We start from the raw sequence: 16,566 nt of genomic DNA, 5'->3' as shown, positions 1-16,566 counted from the left end.
AAAAAAAGATGTTCATCTACCACTTCTTTACCATCCGGCAGCCGGACACGAGATCTCCTAAATGTCGTTTGGAATTGGAAAAGAGCAAGCTCAGTCCCACAACTAACTGGAAGGAATCAAAGGAATCGGCCCAGGTTTCGGGCCATATTAGCCATCCTGCCAGCGGGATTATGTACCAACTATTGCGAAGCCAGACCCGCCACCAAGCGGGCTTGTTGTACTCGGGTTTGATGCTGAGTGACCAATGACCCAAGGTGCGTCCGACACTGAGTTCGCAGGCAATCTTGTACACTCCGAGCACAGCTCCACCAATTGGGGTTGGGGATGCAAACGTGTGGGTTGGCAACGTCACCACGTAGTGAATCAAGCTCGACACGACCGCGCACACGATGGAATCGATAAGCAGGGCTAGGAATCGAGAGGTCCTTGAGGCGGTCATGTAGCCACTATAACAATGATAAGAATTTTCAACTATCGCTGCGACGCGATGCCAGCCTCCCACGTGAGATAGCCACCATCAAGGTTGATCGCTTCGACGCCAAGTCCAGCGAGAATTCGTACCGCGATGTGTCCGCGCAGGCCGACTCGGCAGTGAACAACAACAGGGCCGTCGCCGGCAAGGGCACGCACCTCGTCGATGCGTGTCCGTAGATCATCCACTGGAATGTTCACCGCGCCGGGGATCGGGGCATCGGAGTATTCGCCAGGGCTTCGGACGTCGATGAGTGGCAACGCAGAATCGGCGAGCTCGTGCCACTGGATCGTCTTTTCGCCAGCGACAATGTTGTCATTAACCATGCCGATCAGCGCAACCGGGTCCTTGGCCATGCCGAACTGCGGAGCGTATGCGAGCTCAAGGTCGGCGAGGTCGGACGCGGTCAGGCCGCCTGTCATGGCGGTGAGGATGACGTCAATGCGCTTATCGACGCCCGCCCGGCCCGCAGCCTGGGCACCCAGGATCTGATCGGTTGTCGGGTCTACCAGCAGCTTGATCGTCATCTGCTCCGCCCCAGGGTAGTAGCCAGCATGGTTGATCGGATGGGTGTGGATGGCACGATAGTCGCGACCAGCGGCGCGCAGACGCTTTTCATTCCAACCGGTGCCTGCGACGGTGAAGCCGAAAGCGCCGATGATGGACGTGCCGTAGACAGGCTTGGTAGTTACTGGACGGCCTGCAATCACATCCGCGATCACGCGGCCGTGGCGATTCGCATTCTGTGCCAGCGGTAGCGGGTTGTCGGAGCTGTCGAGGAAGTCGCGCTTCATCACGGCGTCGCCGAGGGCGTAGATGTTTGGCACGTTGGTTCGGCCGTGCTCGTCCACCAGGATGTGGCCGGATTTGGCCGTGGCGATGCCTGCCTCGGAGATGAACGCGGCATCTGGGCGCACGCCGATCGCGGCGACCACCATGTCGGCAGGGAACTGCTCTTCCTTGGTTTCGACCGTTGTAGGGCCGATGGAGGTGACCACGGCATTTGTGCGTACATCGATGCCGTTTGCTTGAAGTTGGCGCTGCAGCAGGATCGCAATCTCAGGGTCGAAGGGAGCCATGATCTGTGGTGTGGCCTCGACCAGCGTTACTTTGAGTCCGCGGTGCGCCAAATTTTCCGCAACCTCAACACCGATAAAGCCACCACCGATAACGACGGCGGTATTGACATCTTCGGTCACCAGTGACTTCAGGTGATCGAGGTCTTCCACGGTCCGCAGAGCTCCTGCGCGCTCGATTCCTGGGATTGGAGGGACGAAGGGCTGGGCGCCGGGCGCGAGGACAAGGTCGTCGAAAAGCTCGGTGCTTTCGGTGCCGGTCTCCAGATTGCGGACGACGACGCTATTCGAAGTGGTGTCGATCGAGATGACCTCGTGACGGACGCGGACGTCGATGTTGAAGCGTTCCTTCAGTGACGCTGGTGTTTGCAGGAGCAGCGCATCGCGGCTTTCGATGACACCGCCCAGGTGGTAGGGGAGGCCACAATTGGCGAAGGAAACGTAGCCCGAGCGCTCGAAAACGATGATCTCGCGGGCTTCGTCATTGCGGCGCAGGCGAGTGGCGGTGGACATGCCACCAGCGACGCCGCCAACGATGATGGTGCGTGTCATTTAGCGACCCCCGAATAGCTTGCCCAGGAAACCGACTGGCTGAGCGGCGCGAGCCTCAGCGGTGGTTTGCGGATTGCACTTGCAGCGGTTGGCGGCTGCGATGCCGGCCATGACCTGATCGACGTGACTACCGCATCCGGTCCAGGTGGTCTTGTTGCACTTTGGGCAAGCTACTGCACGACACATGATTAACTCCTTTGAGGTCATCCAAGGTGGTGACTCCATTGTCCCACCAGGTTCACTTAGAAGAACCTCAAAGTGAGCGGGGCTATTCCAAACGGGGGCACCCGCAACTATCGATGTTGTGCCTTATCCTTGAGTAAACCGAGATTAACAGGAGTTAGCCCATGCAGTTTGACCACCTCATTGCCGGTCCCGCCATCCTTTTTGCCCCGGCCGGTCGCGCCGACATTATTCCCAAAGCTGCTGCCAAAGCCGATATGGTGATTCTCGATCTCGAGGACGGTGCGGGCGACATCGACCGCCAAGAGGCGTATCGCAACATCGCCGAGTGTGGACTAGATCCAGCCAAGACGATCGTTCGTGTTGTGGGCCCTGAATCCGAACACTTTCCTTCCGATGTTGAGTTCGTGCGAACCACCCCATTTGGCTTGGTCATGGTCCCGAAAATAGTCGACCGCATCCCCGAGGAACTGGCCGGGCTGAAGGTTATTGCAATGGTGGAGACGCCGCAGGCCGTCGTGAAGCTGCCTGAACTTGCCGCGCATCCGGACGTCGTTGGCATGTTCTGGGGTGCTGAGGATCTCACGGTTCTTTTGGGCGGGACGCACTCGCGCCTGCAGCTCGATGAGGGGGCGCCAGCAACCCGACCAGGCCCGTACCGAGACACCATGGCGCTGACGCGCTCACTCATGCATATTCATGCCGCCGCGCATGGGAAATTCGTCATCGACGCAGTTCACGCCGATTTTCGAGACGAAGAAGGGCTGTTTCTCGAGGCTGTCGATGCGGCGCGCTCCGGCTTCATTGGCTTCGCATGTATTCATCCGCTGCAAATCGACGTGGTGCGCCGAGCATTTGCCCCAACTCCTGAACATCTCGAGTGGGCGCGCCGGGTTGTGGCGGAGGCTGCGAAATTCCCCGGCGCATTCAAGCTTGATGGGGAAATGATTGACGCACCGCTGATTTTGCAGGCGAAGCGGGTGGTGGCGCGTGCCGACAGCTAGGGAGCTGGCCAAAGCGCAGCGTCGCCAAGAGCTGCTCAACGCAGCTGCCCGCATCATGGCGCAGCGTGGTTTCCATCAAACCCGGCTCAGTGACGTTGGCGCCGAGGTGGGTATTTCCGGCCCCGGCGTGCTTCGGCACTTCAAAAGCAAAGACGAGCTGCTGGAGATGTTGCTGGTCGACATCTCGATCAGGCTTGTCGACGGCGCGCGCGCTGCCATCTCTGCTCATGAGGAATCTGGTTCTGAGAATCCGGAGGATCTCATGCGTGCGCTGGTCATGAGGCACGTGGAATTCGCCTCGACTGAGCCGGACATCATTCGTGTGCAGGGGCGCGAGATCCACAATCTGGAGCCTGATGCGCTGAAGAAGGTGCGCTCATTGCAGCTGACCTATTTGCGCATGTGGACAGATGTTTTGCTCGATTGTCGGCCGGACTTGGGGCGCGAGGCGGCCAGGTTGCGGGTTCAGCTTGCTGCGGGACTGATCAACTCGGTGCGCTATGTCATTCACTGGGCGGGGGAGGATCTGGTTCGGGATCAGACGTACCGCATGGCGGTGGCCGCGCTGCTGACGGATTGATTGCCGAAACTCGGGTTCATGACTGATTTGGGCCTAACATCGCCCCTTTTCCGGTAGAAACCCGAGTTTCGGACAGTGTCTTCCAGGGGTATTCACAAGGGGTGACGTGGGTCACTCCGTGCCCTTGAGTAAAGGGCGTGGATAGCGCCCTTTTTTAATCTGTGGAGTCTTGCAAAGAATTGTGATGCAGAATTAACAACCGTGTTTTAGTGTCGCGGATCACATAACTGGGTAGCCTAACTTTAAGTTAATCGTCATTAACTAAAGGAGTGTGGAGCGAACCCATGACAGCACCTCAAACGAATCGCCAGCGCCACGAGGAACTTGTTTCTGAGCTGCGTGAATTCGTCTCTACTGCCGCTGAAGGCGGTTCCGAAAAGGCCCGCGAACGCCATGTCAGTCGCGGTAAGCTCCTGCCCCGCCAGCGCATCCAAGAACTGCTGGATCCAGGCAGCCCCTTCCTGGAGGTAGCTCCACTCGCAGCGCATGACATGTACGGTGGCAAAGTTCCCGCGGCTGGTGCTGTCGCTGGCATCGGCTTGGTGCAGGGGAGGCGCTGCATGATCGTTGCCAACGATGCGACGGTCTCCGGTGGCACCTACTACCCGATGACGGTGAAGAAGCACCTCCGCGCCCAAGAAATCGCCGCCGATAACCGGCTGCCGTGCATCTACCTGGTGGATTCCGGTGGTGCCATGCTGCTGAATCAAGACGAGGTCTTCCCGGACCGCGATCACTTCGGTCGCATCTTCTTCAACCAGGCCCGCATGTCTGCAGCCGGAATCCCGCAAATCTCCGCTGTTCTTGGCTCCTGCACCGCCGGTGGCGCTTACGTTCCTGCGATGTCCGACGAAGCGGTGATCGTCAAGGAACAGGGCACGATCTTCCTGGCTGGCCCGCCACTGGTGAAGGCAGCTACGGGCGAGGACGTCACCCCAGAGGACCTCGGCGGCGGCGATCTGCACTCCAAAACCTCCGGAGTGACGGATCACCTGGCTCTGGACGATGCCGATGCCCTGCACCGCGTTCGCAAGATTGTCGACACCTTCCCACAAGATAGGCAGCCAGAGTGGGACGTCGCCGCGGTTGTCGATCCGACCCGGCCACAAACCGACCTTTATGACGTCGTTCCCGTCGATGCGAAGATCCCATACGACGTGCGCGAAGTCATCGAGATCATCTCCGACGGCGGTCAGTACCAGGAATTCAAGGCCGAGTACGGCACCACTCTCGTCACCGCCTTTGCACGTATTTTTGGCCACCGGGTCGGAATCATCGCCAACAACGGCATCCTCATGAGTGAGGCAGCGCAGAAGGGCGCCCACTTTATCGAGCTGTGCGACCAGCGTGGCATCCCGCTCATCTTCCTTCAGAACACCACCGGTTTCATGGTGGGGCGGGAGTATGAGGCAGGTGGCATCGCGAAGCATGGCGCGAAGATGGTCAATGCCGTCGCCACGGCCCGCGTGCCGAAGTTCACCGTGGTCATCGGCGGTGCCTTCGGTGCTGGCAATTACTCAATGTGTGGCCGTGCCTACAGCCCGCGGTTCCTGTGGATGTGGCCGAATGCCCGCATCTCCGTGATGGGCGGGCCACAGGCCGCGATGACCATGTCCACCGTGCGCCGCAACCAAATCGAGCGCGGCGGTGGAACTTGGTCGGCGGAGGAACAGGAAGAGTTCGAGAGGCCGATTCGCGAACAATTCGAGCGCCAATCCGACCCGTATTACTCAACCGCCCGAATGTGGGACGACGGCGTGATCGACCCAGCCGATACCCGCCGGATTCTCGGCCTTGCGCTCGACGTGGCAGCCGGATCCCCACTGCCAGAGACCAGCTTCGGCGTCTTCCGGATGTAGGAGAAATCATGATCGACACCGTATTAGTTGCCAATCGTGGCGAAATTGCTTGCCGCGTCATCCGCACCCTGAAAGAGCAATGCATCACCTCAGTCGCTGTGTACTCCGATGCCGACGCCGATGCGCCCCACGTGCGTGACGCTGACATCGCCATCCACATTGGGCCAGCTCCCGCTCGCGAGTCCTACCTGGTGATCGAAAAGATCATCGACGCAGCCAAGCGCAGTGGCGCCCAGGCTATCCACCCGGGCTATGGTTTCCTTTCCGAGAACGCCGAGTTCGCGCAGGCCTGCGCCGATAACGGCATCGTGTTCATCGGCCCGCCCGCCAGCGCGATCGAGACCATGGGCGACAAAATCTCTGCTCGTGCCGCCGTCGAGGCCCGCAATGTGCCGACCGTCCCGGGTATCTCCCGGCCAGGGCTGTCCGACCAAGAGATCATCGACGCAGCTCCCGGCATCGGCTTCCCGGTCTTGATCAAGCCTTCCGCGGGCGGTGGTGGCAAGGGCATGCACCGCGTTGAGCGAATTGAAGATCTACCGGAGGCGCTGGCCACTGCACGTCGAGAAGCAGCGGGCGCGTTCGGCGATGACACCCTCTTCCTCGAGCACTTCGTGGACACTCCGCGCCACATCGAGGTGCAGGTCATGGCCGATTCGCACGGCAACGTCATCCACCTGGGGGAGCGCGAGTGTTCGTTGCAGCGTCGTCACCAGAAGGTGATTGAGGAAGCGCCATCGCCTCTGCTCGATGAGCGAACTCGTGAGCTCATCGGAGCAGCAGCGTGCGATGCTGCACGGTCGGTCGGCTATGTCGGCGCAGGCACGGTCGAATTCATCGTGCCGTCCAAGCAGCCGGAGAAGTTCTACTTCATGGAGATGAACACCCGTCTCCAGGTCGAGCACCCGGTCACCGAGGAAGTGACCGGGCACGATCTGGTGGCGTTGCAGCTCGCGGTCGCGCGTGGAGAGGAGCTGCCTGTTTCCCAAAGCGACATCGAGCTCACTGGACACGCCATCGAGGCACGCATCTACGCCGAAGACCCAGCTCAGGGCTTCTTGCCGACGGGCGGCCGCGTCACCGCAGTCCACGTACCAGCCGGGGTGCGCGTCGATTCCGGCATTACCGACGGCTCTGAGATTTCCTCTCTATACGACCCGATGCTAATGAAGGTCATCGTTCATGGCGCGGATAGGGCAGAGGCGCTGGCGAAGCTGGACAAGGCACTCGCCGAGACCGTTGTCGCAGGTGTCACCGTCAACACTGACTTCTGCCGCTACCTCATGCAGGTGCCGGAGGTTGCTGCGGGAGATTTGGACACCGGCCTGCTCGATCGCGTGGCCGGCGATTACGTTCCAACGCGGGTACCTACGGACGCACTGGTCGCTGCAGCCATGATGTGGCTCGCCACCCGCTGGCCGACCAAGCCCTGCAACGCATGGGCCATCCCCGATGGCTGGCGCCCAGGCCGCACCGCCGCACAAGCCATCCGGTTTGGGGAGACCCTGATCACCGTCGCTGGTTCGCCTACCGACGCCACCGTCACCGTGGGAGAAGGCGAGCTAGCATCCGTGTCCGCCACCATTCACCAGGTCGGAAACAACTGGCGCGTGACCATCGACGGTTCGTCTGCGCGGTGGTCGCTGGAGGAGCTTGCTCCTAACTTCGCGCAAGTGGTGGTCGTCGGTCCACACGGAGCCTTCGAACTCCGTCGTGCCGACGCCGTTCGTTCAGCCTCAGATAGCGACCAAGTCGGTGACACGGAACTGGTCTCTCCGATGCCGGGCACCGTGGTATCGCACTCGGTCGCCGACGGCGCATCAGTACAGGTCGGAGATGCCGTCCTTGTGGTGGAGGCCATGAAGATGGAGCACACCCTGCGCGCCGCCGTTGCCGGCACCGTGACCTTCCACGCCCAGCCGGGAGAACAAGTCCCGGCCGGAAAACTTCTAGCAACCGTTAACCCAGAACAGGACGAAAACAATGACTGACATCAACATCGCCGATCTGCCAGAAGAGTACCGCGAGCTTCAGAACGTGGTGCGCGAGTTCGCCAACGAAGTAGTCGAGCCGGTGTCCTACCAGCACGACAAGGACCACACCTTCCCTTATGAGGTGGTGTCCGGCATGGCAGAGATGGGTCTGTTTGGCCTGCCCTTCCCAGAAGAGGTCGGCGGCATGGGTGGCGACTACCTCTCCTTCGGCATCGCCCTCGAAGAGCTTGCGCGCGTGGACCAGTCCGTCGCGATCACCCTGGAAGCGGGCGTTGGCCTGGGCGCAATGCCGATCTTCCACTTCGGCAATGATGCCCAGAAGGAGAAGTGGCTGCCAGAGCTCACTGCTGGCACCAAGCTCGCTGGCTTCGGCCTCACCGAACCCGGTGCGGGCTCTGACGCCGGTGCCACCCGCACCACTGCCGTCGAGGACGGCTCGGACTTTGTGATCAACGGCTCCAAGCAGTTCATCACCAACTCCGGCACATCGATTACCTCGCTGAACACGGTGACGGCAGTCACCGGTGAAAAGGACGGCAAGAAGGAAATCTCCACCATCATCGTGCCGACCGATACCCCAGGCTTCGTGGCCGAGCCTGCCTACGACAAGGTCGGTTGGAACGCTTCCGATACCCACCCGCTGACCTTCACCGATTGCCGCGTGCCACAGGAGAATCTGCTCGGCGAGCGCGGCCGAGGCTTCGCCAACTTCCTCTCCATCCTGGCCGAGGGCCGCGTGGCCATCGCTGCACTCGCTACCGGTGCGGCCCAGGGCTGCGTGGACGAGTCCGTGAAGTACGCCAAGGAGCGCACCTCGATGGGCCGGGCGATCGGCGAGTACCAGGCGATTTCTTTCAAAATCGCCCGCATGGAGGCCCGCGCCCACACCGCGCGCCTGGCCTGGATGGCGGCGGCTGCCCGCATGGCGAAAGGCCTAGATTTCCGCAAGGAGGCGTACATCGCCAAGCTCGTGTCCTCCGAGGCAGCCATGGACAATGCCCGCGACGCCACCCAGATCCACGGTGGCTATGGCTTCATGAACGAGTACCGCGTGGCACGTCACTACCGCGACTCCAAGATCCTGGAGATCGGCGAAGGCACTTCGGAAGTTCAGCTCATGCTGATCGCGCGCGGATTGGGGCTGTAAATGACCGACATCATTCAACGCGGACTCTGGTTCGAGGAGTACGAAGAAGGCGCCCGCTACCTGCACCGACCCGGTCGCACCGTCACCGAAGCCGACGACGTCGTCTTCACCACCCTCACCATGAACACGCAGCCACTGCATCTCGACGCCCACTGGTCCTCGCAACAGCCAGGCTTCGGAGGCGAGCGTTTGGTGAACTCCATGTGGACCCTGTCCACCGTGGTCGGTCTCTCCGTCGGCCAGCTCACCCTCGGCACGATCGTGGCGAACCTCGGTTTTGATGAAATCTCCTTCCCGAAGCCGATGTTCCACGGCGATACCCTCTACGCGGAAACCGTTTGCCGTTCCAAGCGCCTGTCCAAGTCCCGCCCCGGTCAGGGCATCGTGGAGCTGGAGCACATTGGCAGGAACCAGCACGGTGACATTGTCTGCAAGGCGGTGCGTAAAACCCTGGTGCAGTGCGACCCCGAGGGGCAGTCATGAGTATGTGGACTCCTCTCGGACCTGCAATCCTCTTCACCCCGGCTGATAGGGAAGATCGCTTTGCCAAGGCGACGGAACGTGCGGATATGGTGATCCTCGACCTGGAGGACGGCTGCCAGCCTGCTAACCGGGCAGCCGCGCGCCAAGCAATCGAAGCCTGCACACTGCCTCCGGAGAAGGTAATTGTTCGTATCAACCCGCCGTTGTCGGCCGATGGTGCCCAAGACCTAACTGTCGTTGCCCGAACGAAGTTCACCCAGATTATGGTGCCCAAGGCTGAAAGCGCAGCCGACGCCGCAGCAGTCACCGCTGTGATCCCGGAAGCACAGGTCATCGCCCTCATTGAAACCCCGTTGGGCGTCCTTCGAAGCGAAGAAGTAGCAGCCGCAAGCAATGTAGTCGCAGTGTTCTGGGGCGCAGAAGACCTGGTGGCTGGCCTGTCGGGCTCCGCGTCGCGGTTCCCGGATGGCAGCTACCGCGGCGTCGCCAAGCACGCCCGCGCGCAGGTACAGCTCGCCGCAGCCGCTTATGGCAAGGCAGCGTTGGATTCGGTGTACATCGATATCCCAAACAAAGAGGGGTTGAAGGCAGAAGCCGAAGACGCCGCGGCCCTGGGGTATTCCGCGACGGTCTGCATCCACCCCTCGCAGGTCGACGTGATCAGGGAAGCGTACCGGCCTTCCCCGGAAAAGATTGACTGGGCTCGGCGCCTGCTCAAGGAAGCCGAAACCAACACCGGCGCCTTCTCTTTTGAGGGACGCATGGTCGACGAACCGCTGTTTAGACAAGCACACGCAATCCTTAGCCGAGTACGCACAGAAAGTTAACCGTCATGACTCTTCAAACCAAGTCCACGTCCTACGGCTCCATCGTGGTGGACGACAACGGTCAGCTCATGTCCCACGTGATCGGTGCGGGCGTCGACCAGGGCGCCGCTCCGCTGCGCGAGGAAACCCTTGGTCAGATTTTGCGCACCATGGTGGAAAAGTACCCGTCCCGCGACTGCATCGTTGACGTTTACGCCGATGTCTCCTTCACCTACGAGCGCTTTTACAACCGCGTGCTGCGCCTATCTAGCGAGCTCATCCGTCGCGGCTACCGACGTGGCGATCGCGTAGGCATTTGGTCGACCAATCGTTGGGAGTGGCTTGTGGTGCAGTGGGCCTGCCACCACCTTGGGCTCATCTTGGTCAACATCAACCCCGCCTACCGCCAATCTGAGCTCAACTATGTGCTGGAAAAGGCTGGTGTGAAGCTCGTCTTTGCTGCTCGCCGATTCAAGGACTCGGAGTACCGCACCATGCTCAATGAGGCCCGCAAGCAGCGCGGATCCAAGCTGAAAGAGGTCATCTACTTCGGTGGATCCGAATGGTATGACGCCATGCACGGCGAGATCGACGACCTTTCCGAGTACGTGGCGGAGGTGAAGAACACCGACCCGATCAACATCCAATTCACCTCCGGCACCACCGGCTTCCCTAAGGGCGCGACGCTCACGCACCGCAACATCCTGAATAACGGCTTCTTTGTCGGCGAGATGCTGAATTACACGGAAGAAGACCGCGTGTGCGCGCCGGTGCCATTTTTCCACTGCTTCGGCATGGTCATGGCCACCATCGGTATCTTCTCCCACGGTGGCTGCCTCATCGTGCCCGCCCCGTCCTTCAAGCCACGCGAAACCCTCATGGCTGTCCAGGCTGCCAAAGCAACCTCGCTCTATGGCGTTCCGACCATGTTCATCAAAGAACTCGACGAGGCCCACGACCACGAAGAATACGGCTCCCCCTACGGGCTCGGCACGCTGCGCACCGGCATCATGTCCGGCACCTCCTGCCCTTCGAAAACCATGCGCGAAGTCATGGACAAGTTCAACATGCAGGAGATCTCCATCTGCTACGGCATGACTGAAACCTCGCCCGTCTCCTTCCAAACCCGCGCCGACGCGCCACTTGAGAAACGCGTGAACACCGTGGGCCAGATCATGCCGCACATTGAATGCAAGCTTGTCGACGACGCGACCGGCGAAACCGTCCCCGTCGGCACCCAGGGCGAGATCTATGTCCGCGGTTACTCAGTGATGCAGGGCTATTGGGAGCACCCGGAGAAGACCGCGGAAGCAATCAGTGAGGACGGCTGGATGCGCTCAGGAGACCTGGGCACCTTTGACGAGGACGGCTACCTAATGGTCACCGGACGACTCAAAGACATGCTGATCCGCGGCGGCGAAAACATCTACCCACGCGAAATCGAGGAGTTCCTTTTCACCCACCCAGATGTGGTGGACGCGCAGGTCATCGGTGTTCCCGACGACAAGTACGGCGAGGAGATCATGGCCTGGATCATCCTGCAGGATGGGGTGGAGGACCTCACGGTGGACCAGATCGCGGAGTTCGCCCACGGCAAGCTCTCCCGTCACAAGATCCCGAAGTACGTCCACATCGTCGACTCCTACCCAATGACCGTCTCCGGCAAGGTCCGCAAGGTGGAGCTGCGCGAAATGGCACCGAAGGTATTGGGGTGGGTGTAAATGGACAAGGTTCGATCTTCAGTCGTCGACCTGGTCGGGGACACGGTGAAAGATGGCATGACGCTCGCCGTCGGTGGCTTCGGGCTCTGCGGCGTGCCCTTCCTGCTGATCGAGGCGCTTCGCGACGTCGGCCGCAGAAACCTCACCGTCGTCTCCAACAACATGGGCATCGACGGCAAAGGCCTCGGCCTCTTGCTAGAAAACGGGCAAGTCTCTAAGGTCTTGTCCTCCTATGTGGGCGAAAACAAGGAGTTTGCCCGCCAGTACTTGGCTGGCGAATTGGAAGTCGAGTTCAACCCGCAAGGCACCTTGGCGGAGCGCCTGCGCGCCGGGGGAGCGGGCATTCCAGCGTTCTACACCGCGACCGGTGTTGGCACCCTGGTGGCCGAAGGCAAGCAGATCGCTACGTTTGATGGTCGCGAGTACGTACTAGAACGGGGAATCGTCGCAGATGTCGCCCTCGTCCACGCCTTTGAAGGTGATCGCGCCGGAAACCTCATCTACCGCAGGACCGCCCGCAACTTTAACCCGCTGTGTGCAGAGTCGGGCGTCGTCACGCTAGCGGAGGTCGAGCATATCCGCGAGATCGGCGACATTGACCCGGACCTGATTCACACCCCGGGTGTCCACATTGACCACATGGTGCTCACCGGCCGGGACAAGCCCATTGAGCAGCGCACAGTGAGGAGTATGTAATGCCGTGGACTCGTGATGAAATGGCAGCAATCGCGGCTGCGGAACTACAGGACGGCGACTACGTCAACCTCGGCATCGGCATCCCGACGCTGGTGGCCAACCATTTGCCGCCGGGCGTTCACGTGGTGCTGCAGAGCGAAAACGGCATCCTCGGTATGGGGCCGTTTCCAGTTGAAGGTACAGAAGATCCGGACCTGATTAATGCTGGTAAGCAAACTGTGACTCTGATCGAAGGCGCCTCTACCTTTGATTCGGCCACCAGCTTCGCAATGATCCGCGGTGGCAAGGTCAAGATGGCGGTGCTGGGGGCAATGGAAGTCTCGCAAAGCGGCGACCTTGCCAACTGGATGATCCCAGGCAAGATGGTCAAGGGCATGGGCGGCGCAATGGACCTGGTCGCGGGCACCCCACGCGTCGTGGTGATTACTGATCACGTGGCTAAGGATGGCTCGCCGAAGCTGGTTCGCGAGTGTTCGCTCCCGCTCACCGGTGTTGGGGTGGTGCAGCGCATCATCACTGACCTAGGCTTATTCGACGTGGACGGTGATCACCTGGTGCTGCGAAAGTTGGCACCGGATGTGACGCTCATGGACATCGAGAAGAACACGGCAGCAGCTTACGTGGTGGAGCTGGATTAGCTAATCGCATCCTGCAGGTTCACGGGAACGATGTGCGAAGCGTGACAGCCTCCGAGAAGCCGGTCAGCGAGACTCTGGCAAGGATGTCCTCGTTGTGATGACTGAAATACGAATCCACGTACTCTTTGTGGGAGTGGTAGAAGCCCAAAAGCTCGTGATGTATTCGTCCCAGGAGGCAGTTCAGAGCACCTTCGAGTTCCCATTCGGAGCGCTCGGGACAAATGTCTGACCAGGTAATGACGCGTGTCTCCGGTCCCCTACAGTCAAAGCTACCGAGTGGATGAGTTAGGAATTCCGTGATTAGTGCAACTTGGTCGAAGCTTATCGAGAGTCGGTATGTTGCGGAATGGTCGAAGGGCGTTGCATTGCCAAAGAGGCGCCCTGCACGGGCCTCCACCACTGCATCGGTGTCGGTCAGCGACTTCACTTTCACGAACTTGGTCAGCAGGCTGCGCCTTATCACACTGAGGAAGTTTTGGTTTAGGTGTTCCGCTAGATCGAATGGGGGAAATCGCAGCTCTCCGACCCACGAGTTGCCCGAAGGGATGTCATGCAGGGTGCGCGGAAGGCCAGTCTCGCCTTGCGAATAGCGCCAATGAATGTCCTCAGAGGGCTCCGGAGCAAGGTACTGCACCATTGCGTCACCATACATTTGCAGGACGATATGATGAGCTAACGCCGCTTCAAGGTCATCCTGCCGCTTCCTCATTGCTGTGCTCATCGAGTCTGAGTAACCGACATAGCCCCGTTGCGGTCCCGCGTCGATCTTGATGACGACCCAAAACTTTTCTCCGTCGTCCCATGTGGCAGCAACCGAAAGCTTGGATTGCCGTACCTGGTCATCGCTGGTGCGATAAAGGTTTTCGGATTCCAGCAACCACAGATTTCGCTGCATTCGTTCGGCAAATCGCTTTGGGTCCATGTCTTCTCCTTCGCGTGACCACCAGTAAGACCCAATAAACCACAAAAGCGGCCCCTTCAACGTGAAGGAGCCACCCCGTGTTAGACGCTTAACGGTTCGTGACCTCGCCGAACGGGCGGGCAAGGACAGCGAGGACCAGCGGTCGTGCTGCGAATGCAGCGCCTGCGGTGACCAGCACCGACACCAGGAACAGCACGAGTCCGAGCCATCCACCGTCCGGGGTGGCGGCGAACATGTGTCCCAGGTTCTTCATCATGCCGGTGGTGAACACGAGGAATACGTGCACGATGATGAACAGCACGAAGTACAGCATGACCGGCATGTGCAGCTTTCGTGCGATCTGAACTGGGAAGAACTTCCAGTCCTTTGGCCACCACGTGCTCATCCGGTAGCCAGTGATCGCGGCGAGTGGCGCAGCAATGAACACGGTGATGAAGTAGGCCATCTGCTGCAGTGCGTTGTAGTGAATCCAACCGTTCTCGGTTGGCCAGTTCAGCGACAGGTACTGCAGCCCTGCGGAGGCCATGTTCGGGAAGATATCCCAGCTGGTCGGCACGATGCGCATCCACTGCCCGGTGGTGAACAGCAGTACGTAGAACACCAGGCCGTTCAGCAGCCACAGCAGGTCGAGGGAGGTGTGGAACCAAATGGTCAGCGACACCTTCTTGCCCGTGCGCCTGGACGTAAAGTACGCCGGCGGCTTGCGCTCTCCGCGGATCTGGAGGCCGGTCCTAATGATCAGCACCATGAGGAACATGTTGAAGAAGTGCGACCAACCAAGCCACGCCGGCAAACCAACCGGTGCGTTCGACAGCATCGGAGCGACACCCGTGTAACGCTCGGTGAAGTCCGAACCAGCGATAATGCCCCGCGACACAAAGACCCCAGCCACGAGCAACACCAGCGCAGCGATACCCCCCGCGATGGCCTTGCCAAGCCACGCAGGCTTTTCGACGGCCGGTTCCGCCTTCGCTGGTTCCGCAGGCCTCTCTGCCTTCTTCACTTCCTGAGCAGCCACAGGAGGCGTAGCTGCTGGTGGTGCAGCAACCGGAGCTGCTACACCTGGGGCTGCGGGTGGGACGGCAGCTGGCGGAGTAGCCGCAGGAGGGGTCGCGCTTGGTGGCGCTGCTACTGGAGCAGTTGCCACCGGAGGGAATGGCGCTCCTCCTGGCGTGCGCGGAAGTCCTTGGCGAAGGGGTTGATCGACAGTAGCGCCACCTGGGGCAGCAGCAGCCGGTGGTGCTGCAACTGGGGGAGTAGCCATTGGCGCAGCTGCTCCCGGTGCCGCAGCAGCCGGTGGGAATGGTTCGCCACCTGGAGTGCGAGGCAGACCTTGACGAAGGGACGCAGCCCCTGGTGCAGTGGCCACTGGTGGGGAAGCTACCGGAGGAGGGGCCACCGGTGGCTTTGCGCTGGGCACAGCAGCACCAGGAACCGCAGCACCAGGAACCGCAGCACCAGGTGGGGTTGCTGCTGGTGGGGTAGCACCTTCTGGTGGCCACGGCTCATCGCCGGGCTCTCGGGGAAGACCCCTGCGAAGGGGAGGAACATTCATCGTCGCGCCTTGATCTCTTCAATAAGCTTCGGAATGATTTCGAAAACATCGCCTACAATACCGAAGTCGGCAATCTCGAAGATAGGTGCCTCGCTGTCTTTGTTGATCGCGACAATGTTTTTCGAGGTTTGCATACCGGCCAAGTGCTGAATCGCACCGGAAATTCCCAGCGCAACGTAGAGATCTGGCGAAATGGACACGCCGGTTTGGCCGACCTGTGCAGAGTGATCAATATAACCTGCGTCGACCGCCGCGCGGGAAGCGCCGACGGCGGCGCCCAGCTCGTCGGCAAGCTGGCCAACGAGTTCGAATCCTTCTTCAGAACCGAATCCACGCCCGCCAGAGACGACCTTCTTGGCGCCGATCAGTGACGGGCGTCCGGTGTTTTGTGGCAACGGTGCCGCGGAAACTATCGTGGCAGTCCTGCGTTGTGTGGCGGGAGTGTCAAGGTCGATGACGGTGCCTGCGCCTTGCTGGGGCTGCTCGGTGATGGCGCCTTTGCGCACCGTGATGATGGGGCATCCGAATGTAGGCGCGGAGGTGACGTTGTAGTTTCCGCCGAACACGGAGTGCTCGATGATGATGCCTTCTTCGTCCTGCGAGATCGCTACGGCATCGGCGGCCAGTGCGAGTTTGAGGCGAACGGACAACCGCGCGGCGATCTCACAGCCTTCTACTGAATGTGAGAGGAGGATCGCGGATGGTTGTTCCTGCTCGTAGACGTGGCAGGCGGCGTCGATAAGCGCGTCCTTGGGGGCGGTGTAGATGCGTTCGGCCTGGAGGTCGGTGGCGTCGGTGGTGAGCGCGACTGGGGTACCGAGGGCGGAGGCGGCGCCGAGCAGCTCGGGGGAGTCGATAACCAGGATGTTCATGGCGAG

The 16,566-nt window shown here is 60.5% G+C and carries 16 protein-coding genes; 10 read left to right on the top strand and 6 right to left on the bottom strand.

From position 1 onward, the window contains the following. Nucleotides 1–16 precede the first annotated feature (16 nt). The 3 genes from WG939_RS12035 to WG939_RS03245 are packed head-to-tail and all read right to left on the bottom strand — an operon-like array spanning nucleotide 17 to nucleotide 2,286. Nucleotides 17–439: an RDD family protein gene (locus WG939_RS12035; protein ID WP_445227856.1), complete on the bottom strand. Its 423-nt coding sequence runs from the start codon at nucleotides 437–439 to the stop codon at nucleotides 17–19. A gap of 32 nt (nucleotides 440–471) precedes the next feature. Continuing rightward, complete coding sequence (locus WG939_RS03250; RefSeq protein WP_339982418.1) at nucleotides 472–2,100, bottom strand: FAD-dependent oxidoreductase; 1,629 nt, start codon at nucleotides 2,098–2,100, stop codon at nucleotides 472–474. After that, complete coding sequence (locus WG939_RS03245; protein ID WP_339982416.1) at nucleotides 2,101–2,286, bottom strand: hypothetical protein; 186 nt, start codon at nucleotides 2,284–2,286, stop codon at nucleotides 2,101–2,103. Nucleotides 2,287–2,447: 161 nt separating this feature from the next. Here WG939_RS03245 and WG939_RS03240 point away from each other — a divergent pair, with 161 nt between their 5' ends. The 10 genes from WG939_RS03240 (at nucleotide 2,448) to WG939_RS03195 (ending at nucleotide 13,211) form a co-directional block, all read left to right on the top strand. Then, complete coding sequence (locus tag WG939_RS03240) at nucleotides 2,448–3,287, top strand: HpcH/HpaI aldolase/citrate lyase family protein (protein WP_339982413.1); 840 nt, start codon at nucleotides 2,448–2,450, stop codon at nucleotides 3,285–3,287. Beyond that, nucleotides 3,274–3,867: a TetR/AcrR family transcriptional regulator gene (locus tag WG939_RS03235; protein WP_339982411.1), complete on the top strand. Its 594-nt coding sequence runs from the start codon at nucleotides 3,274–3,276 to the stop codon at nucleotides 3,865–3,867. Before WG939_RS03240 ends, WG939_RS03235 begins: the two co-directional genes overlap by 14 nt. A 284-nt stretch (nucleotides 3,868–4,151) precedes the next feature. Next, complete coding sequence (locus tag WG939_RS03230) at nucleotides 4,152–5,726, top strand: carboxyl transferase domain-containing protein (protein ID WP_339982409.1); 1,575 nt, start codon at nucleotides 4,152–4,154, stop codon at nucleotides 5,724–5,726. A gap of 8 nt (nucleotides 5,727–5,734) precedes the next feature. Further along, entirely contained in the window at nucleotides 5,735–7,717 is a 1,983-nt protein-coding gene (locus tag WG939_RS03225; RefSeq protein ID WP_339982407.1) for an acetyl/propionyl/methylcrotonyl-CoA carboxylase subunit alpha, read from the top strand. Further along, complete coding sequence (locus tag WG939_RS03220; RefSeq protein ID WP_339982405.1) at nucleotides 7,710–8,867, top strand: acyl-CoA dehydrogenase family protein; 1,158 nt, start codon at nucleotides 7,710–7,712, stop codon at nucleotides 8,865–8,867. The genes WG939_RS03225 and WG939_RS03220 overlap by 8 nt, the downstream gene beginning before the upstream one ends. Beyond that, on the top strand, nucleotides 8,868–9,350 hold the full coding sequence (locus tag WG939_RS03215) for a MaoC family dehydratase (RefSeq protein ID WP_339982402.1): 483 nt from the start codon (nucleotides 8,868–8,870) through the stop codon (nucleotides 9,348–9,350). After that, on the top strand, nucleotides 9,347–10,177 hold the full coding sequence (locus WG939_RS03210) for an HpcH/HpaI aldolase/citrate lyase family protein (RefSeq protein ID WP_339982400.1): 831 nt from the start codon (nucleotides 9,347–9,349) through the stop codon (nucleotides 10,175–10,177). The genes WG939_RS03215 and WG939_RS03210 overlap by 4 nt, the downstream gene beginning before the upstream one ends. A gap of 5 nt (nucleotides 10,178–10,182) precedes the next feature. Next, complete coding sequence (locus WG939_RS03205) at nucleotides 10,183–11,877, top strand: AMP-binding protein (protein ID WP_339982396.1); 1,695 nt, start codon at nucleotides 10,183–10,185, stop codon at nucleotides 11,875–11,877. Further along, complete coding sequence (locus WG939_RS03200) at nucleotides 11,878–12,573, top strand: CoA transferase subunit A (RefSeq protein ID WP_339982393.1); 696 nt, start codon at nucleotides 11,878–11,880, stop codon at nucleotides 12,571–12,573. It begins immediately after the preceding gene. After that, a complete protein-coding gene (locus tag WG939_RS03195) occupies nucleotides 12,573–13,211 on the top strand; it encodes a 3-oxoacid CoA-transferase subunit B (RefSeq protein ID WP_339982391.1) in 639 nt (212 codons plus the stop codon). The genes WG939_RS03200 and WG939_RS03195 overlap by 1 nt, the downstream gene beginning before the upstream one ends. Nucleotides 13,212–13,230: 19 nt before the next feature. Here WG939_RS03195 and WG939_RS03190 read toward each other — a convergent pair whose 3' ends face one another. From WG939_RS03190 to WG939_RS03180, 3 genes are all read right to left on the bottom strand, one after another. Then, a complete protein-coding gene (locus WG939_RS03190; RefSeq protein WP_339982389.1) occupies nucleotides 13,231–14,133 on the bottom strand; it encodes a hypothetical protein in 903 nt (300 codons plus the stop codon). Between the two features lie 88 nt (nucleotides 14,134–14,221). Continuing rightward, complete coding sequence (locus WG939_RS03185) at nucleotides 14,222–15,688, bottom strand: cytochrome b/b6 domain-containing protein (protein WP_339982387.1); 1,467 nt, start codon at nucleotides 15,686–15,688, stop codon at nucleotides 14,222–14,224. Continuing rightward, nucleotides 15,685–16,560, bottom strand: a complete 876-nt coding sequence (locus WG939_RS03180; RefSeq protein ID WP_339982385.1) for an electron transfer flavoprotein subunit alpha/FixB family protein — start codon at nucleotides 16,558–16,560, stop codon at nucleotides 15,685–15,687. Before WG939_RS03180 ends, WG939_RS03185 begins: the two co-directional genes overlap by 4 nt. Between the last annotated feature and the right edge of the window lie 6 nt (nucleotides 16,561–16,566).

Origin of the sequence: Corynebacterium sp. H130, assembly GCF_037572395.1 — a bacterium.
Classification (GTDB): domain Bacteria; phylum Actinomycetota; class Actinomycetes; order Mycobacteriales; family Mycobacteriaceae; genus Corynebacterium.
This window is presented reverse-complemented; position numbering and strand designations above follow the sequence as displayed.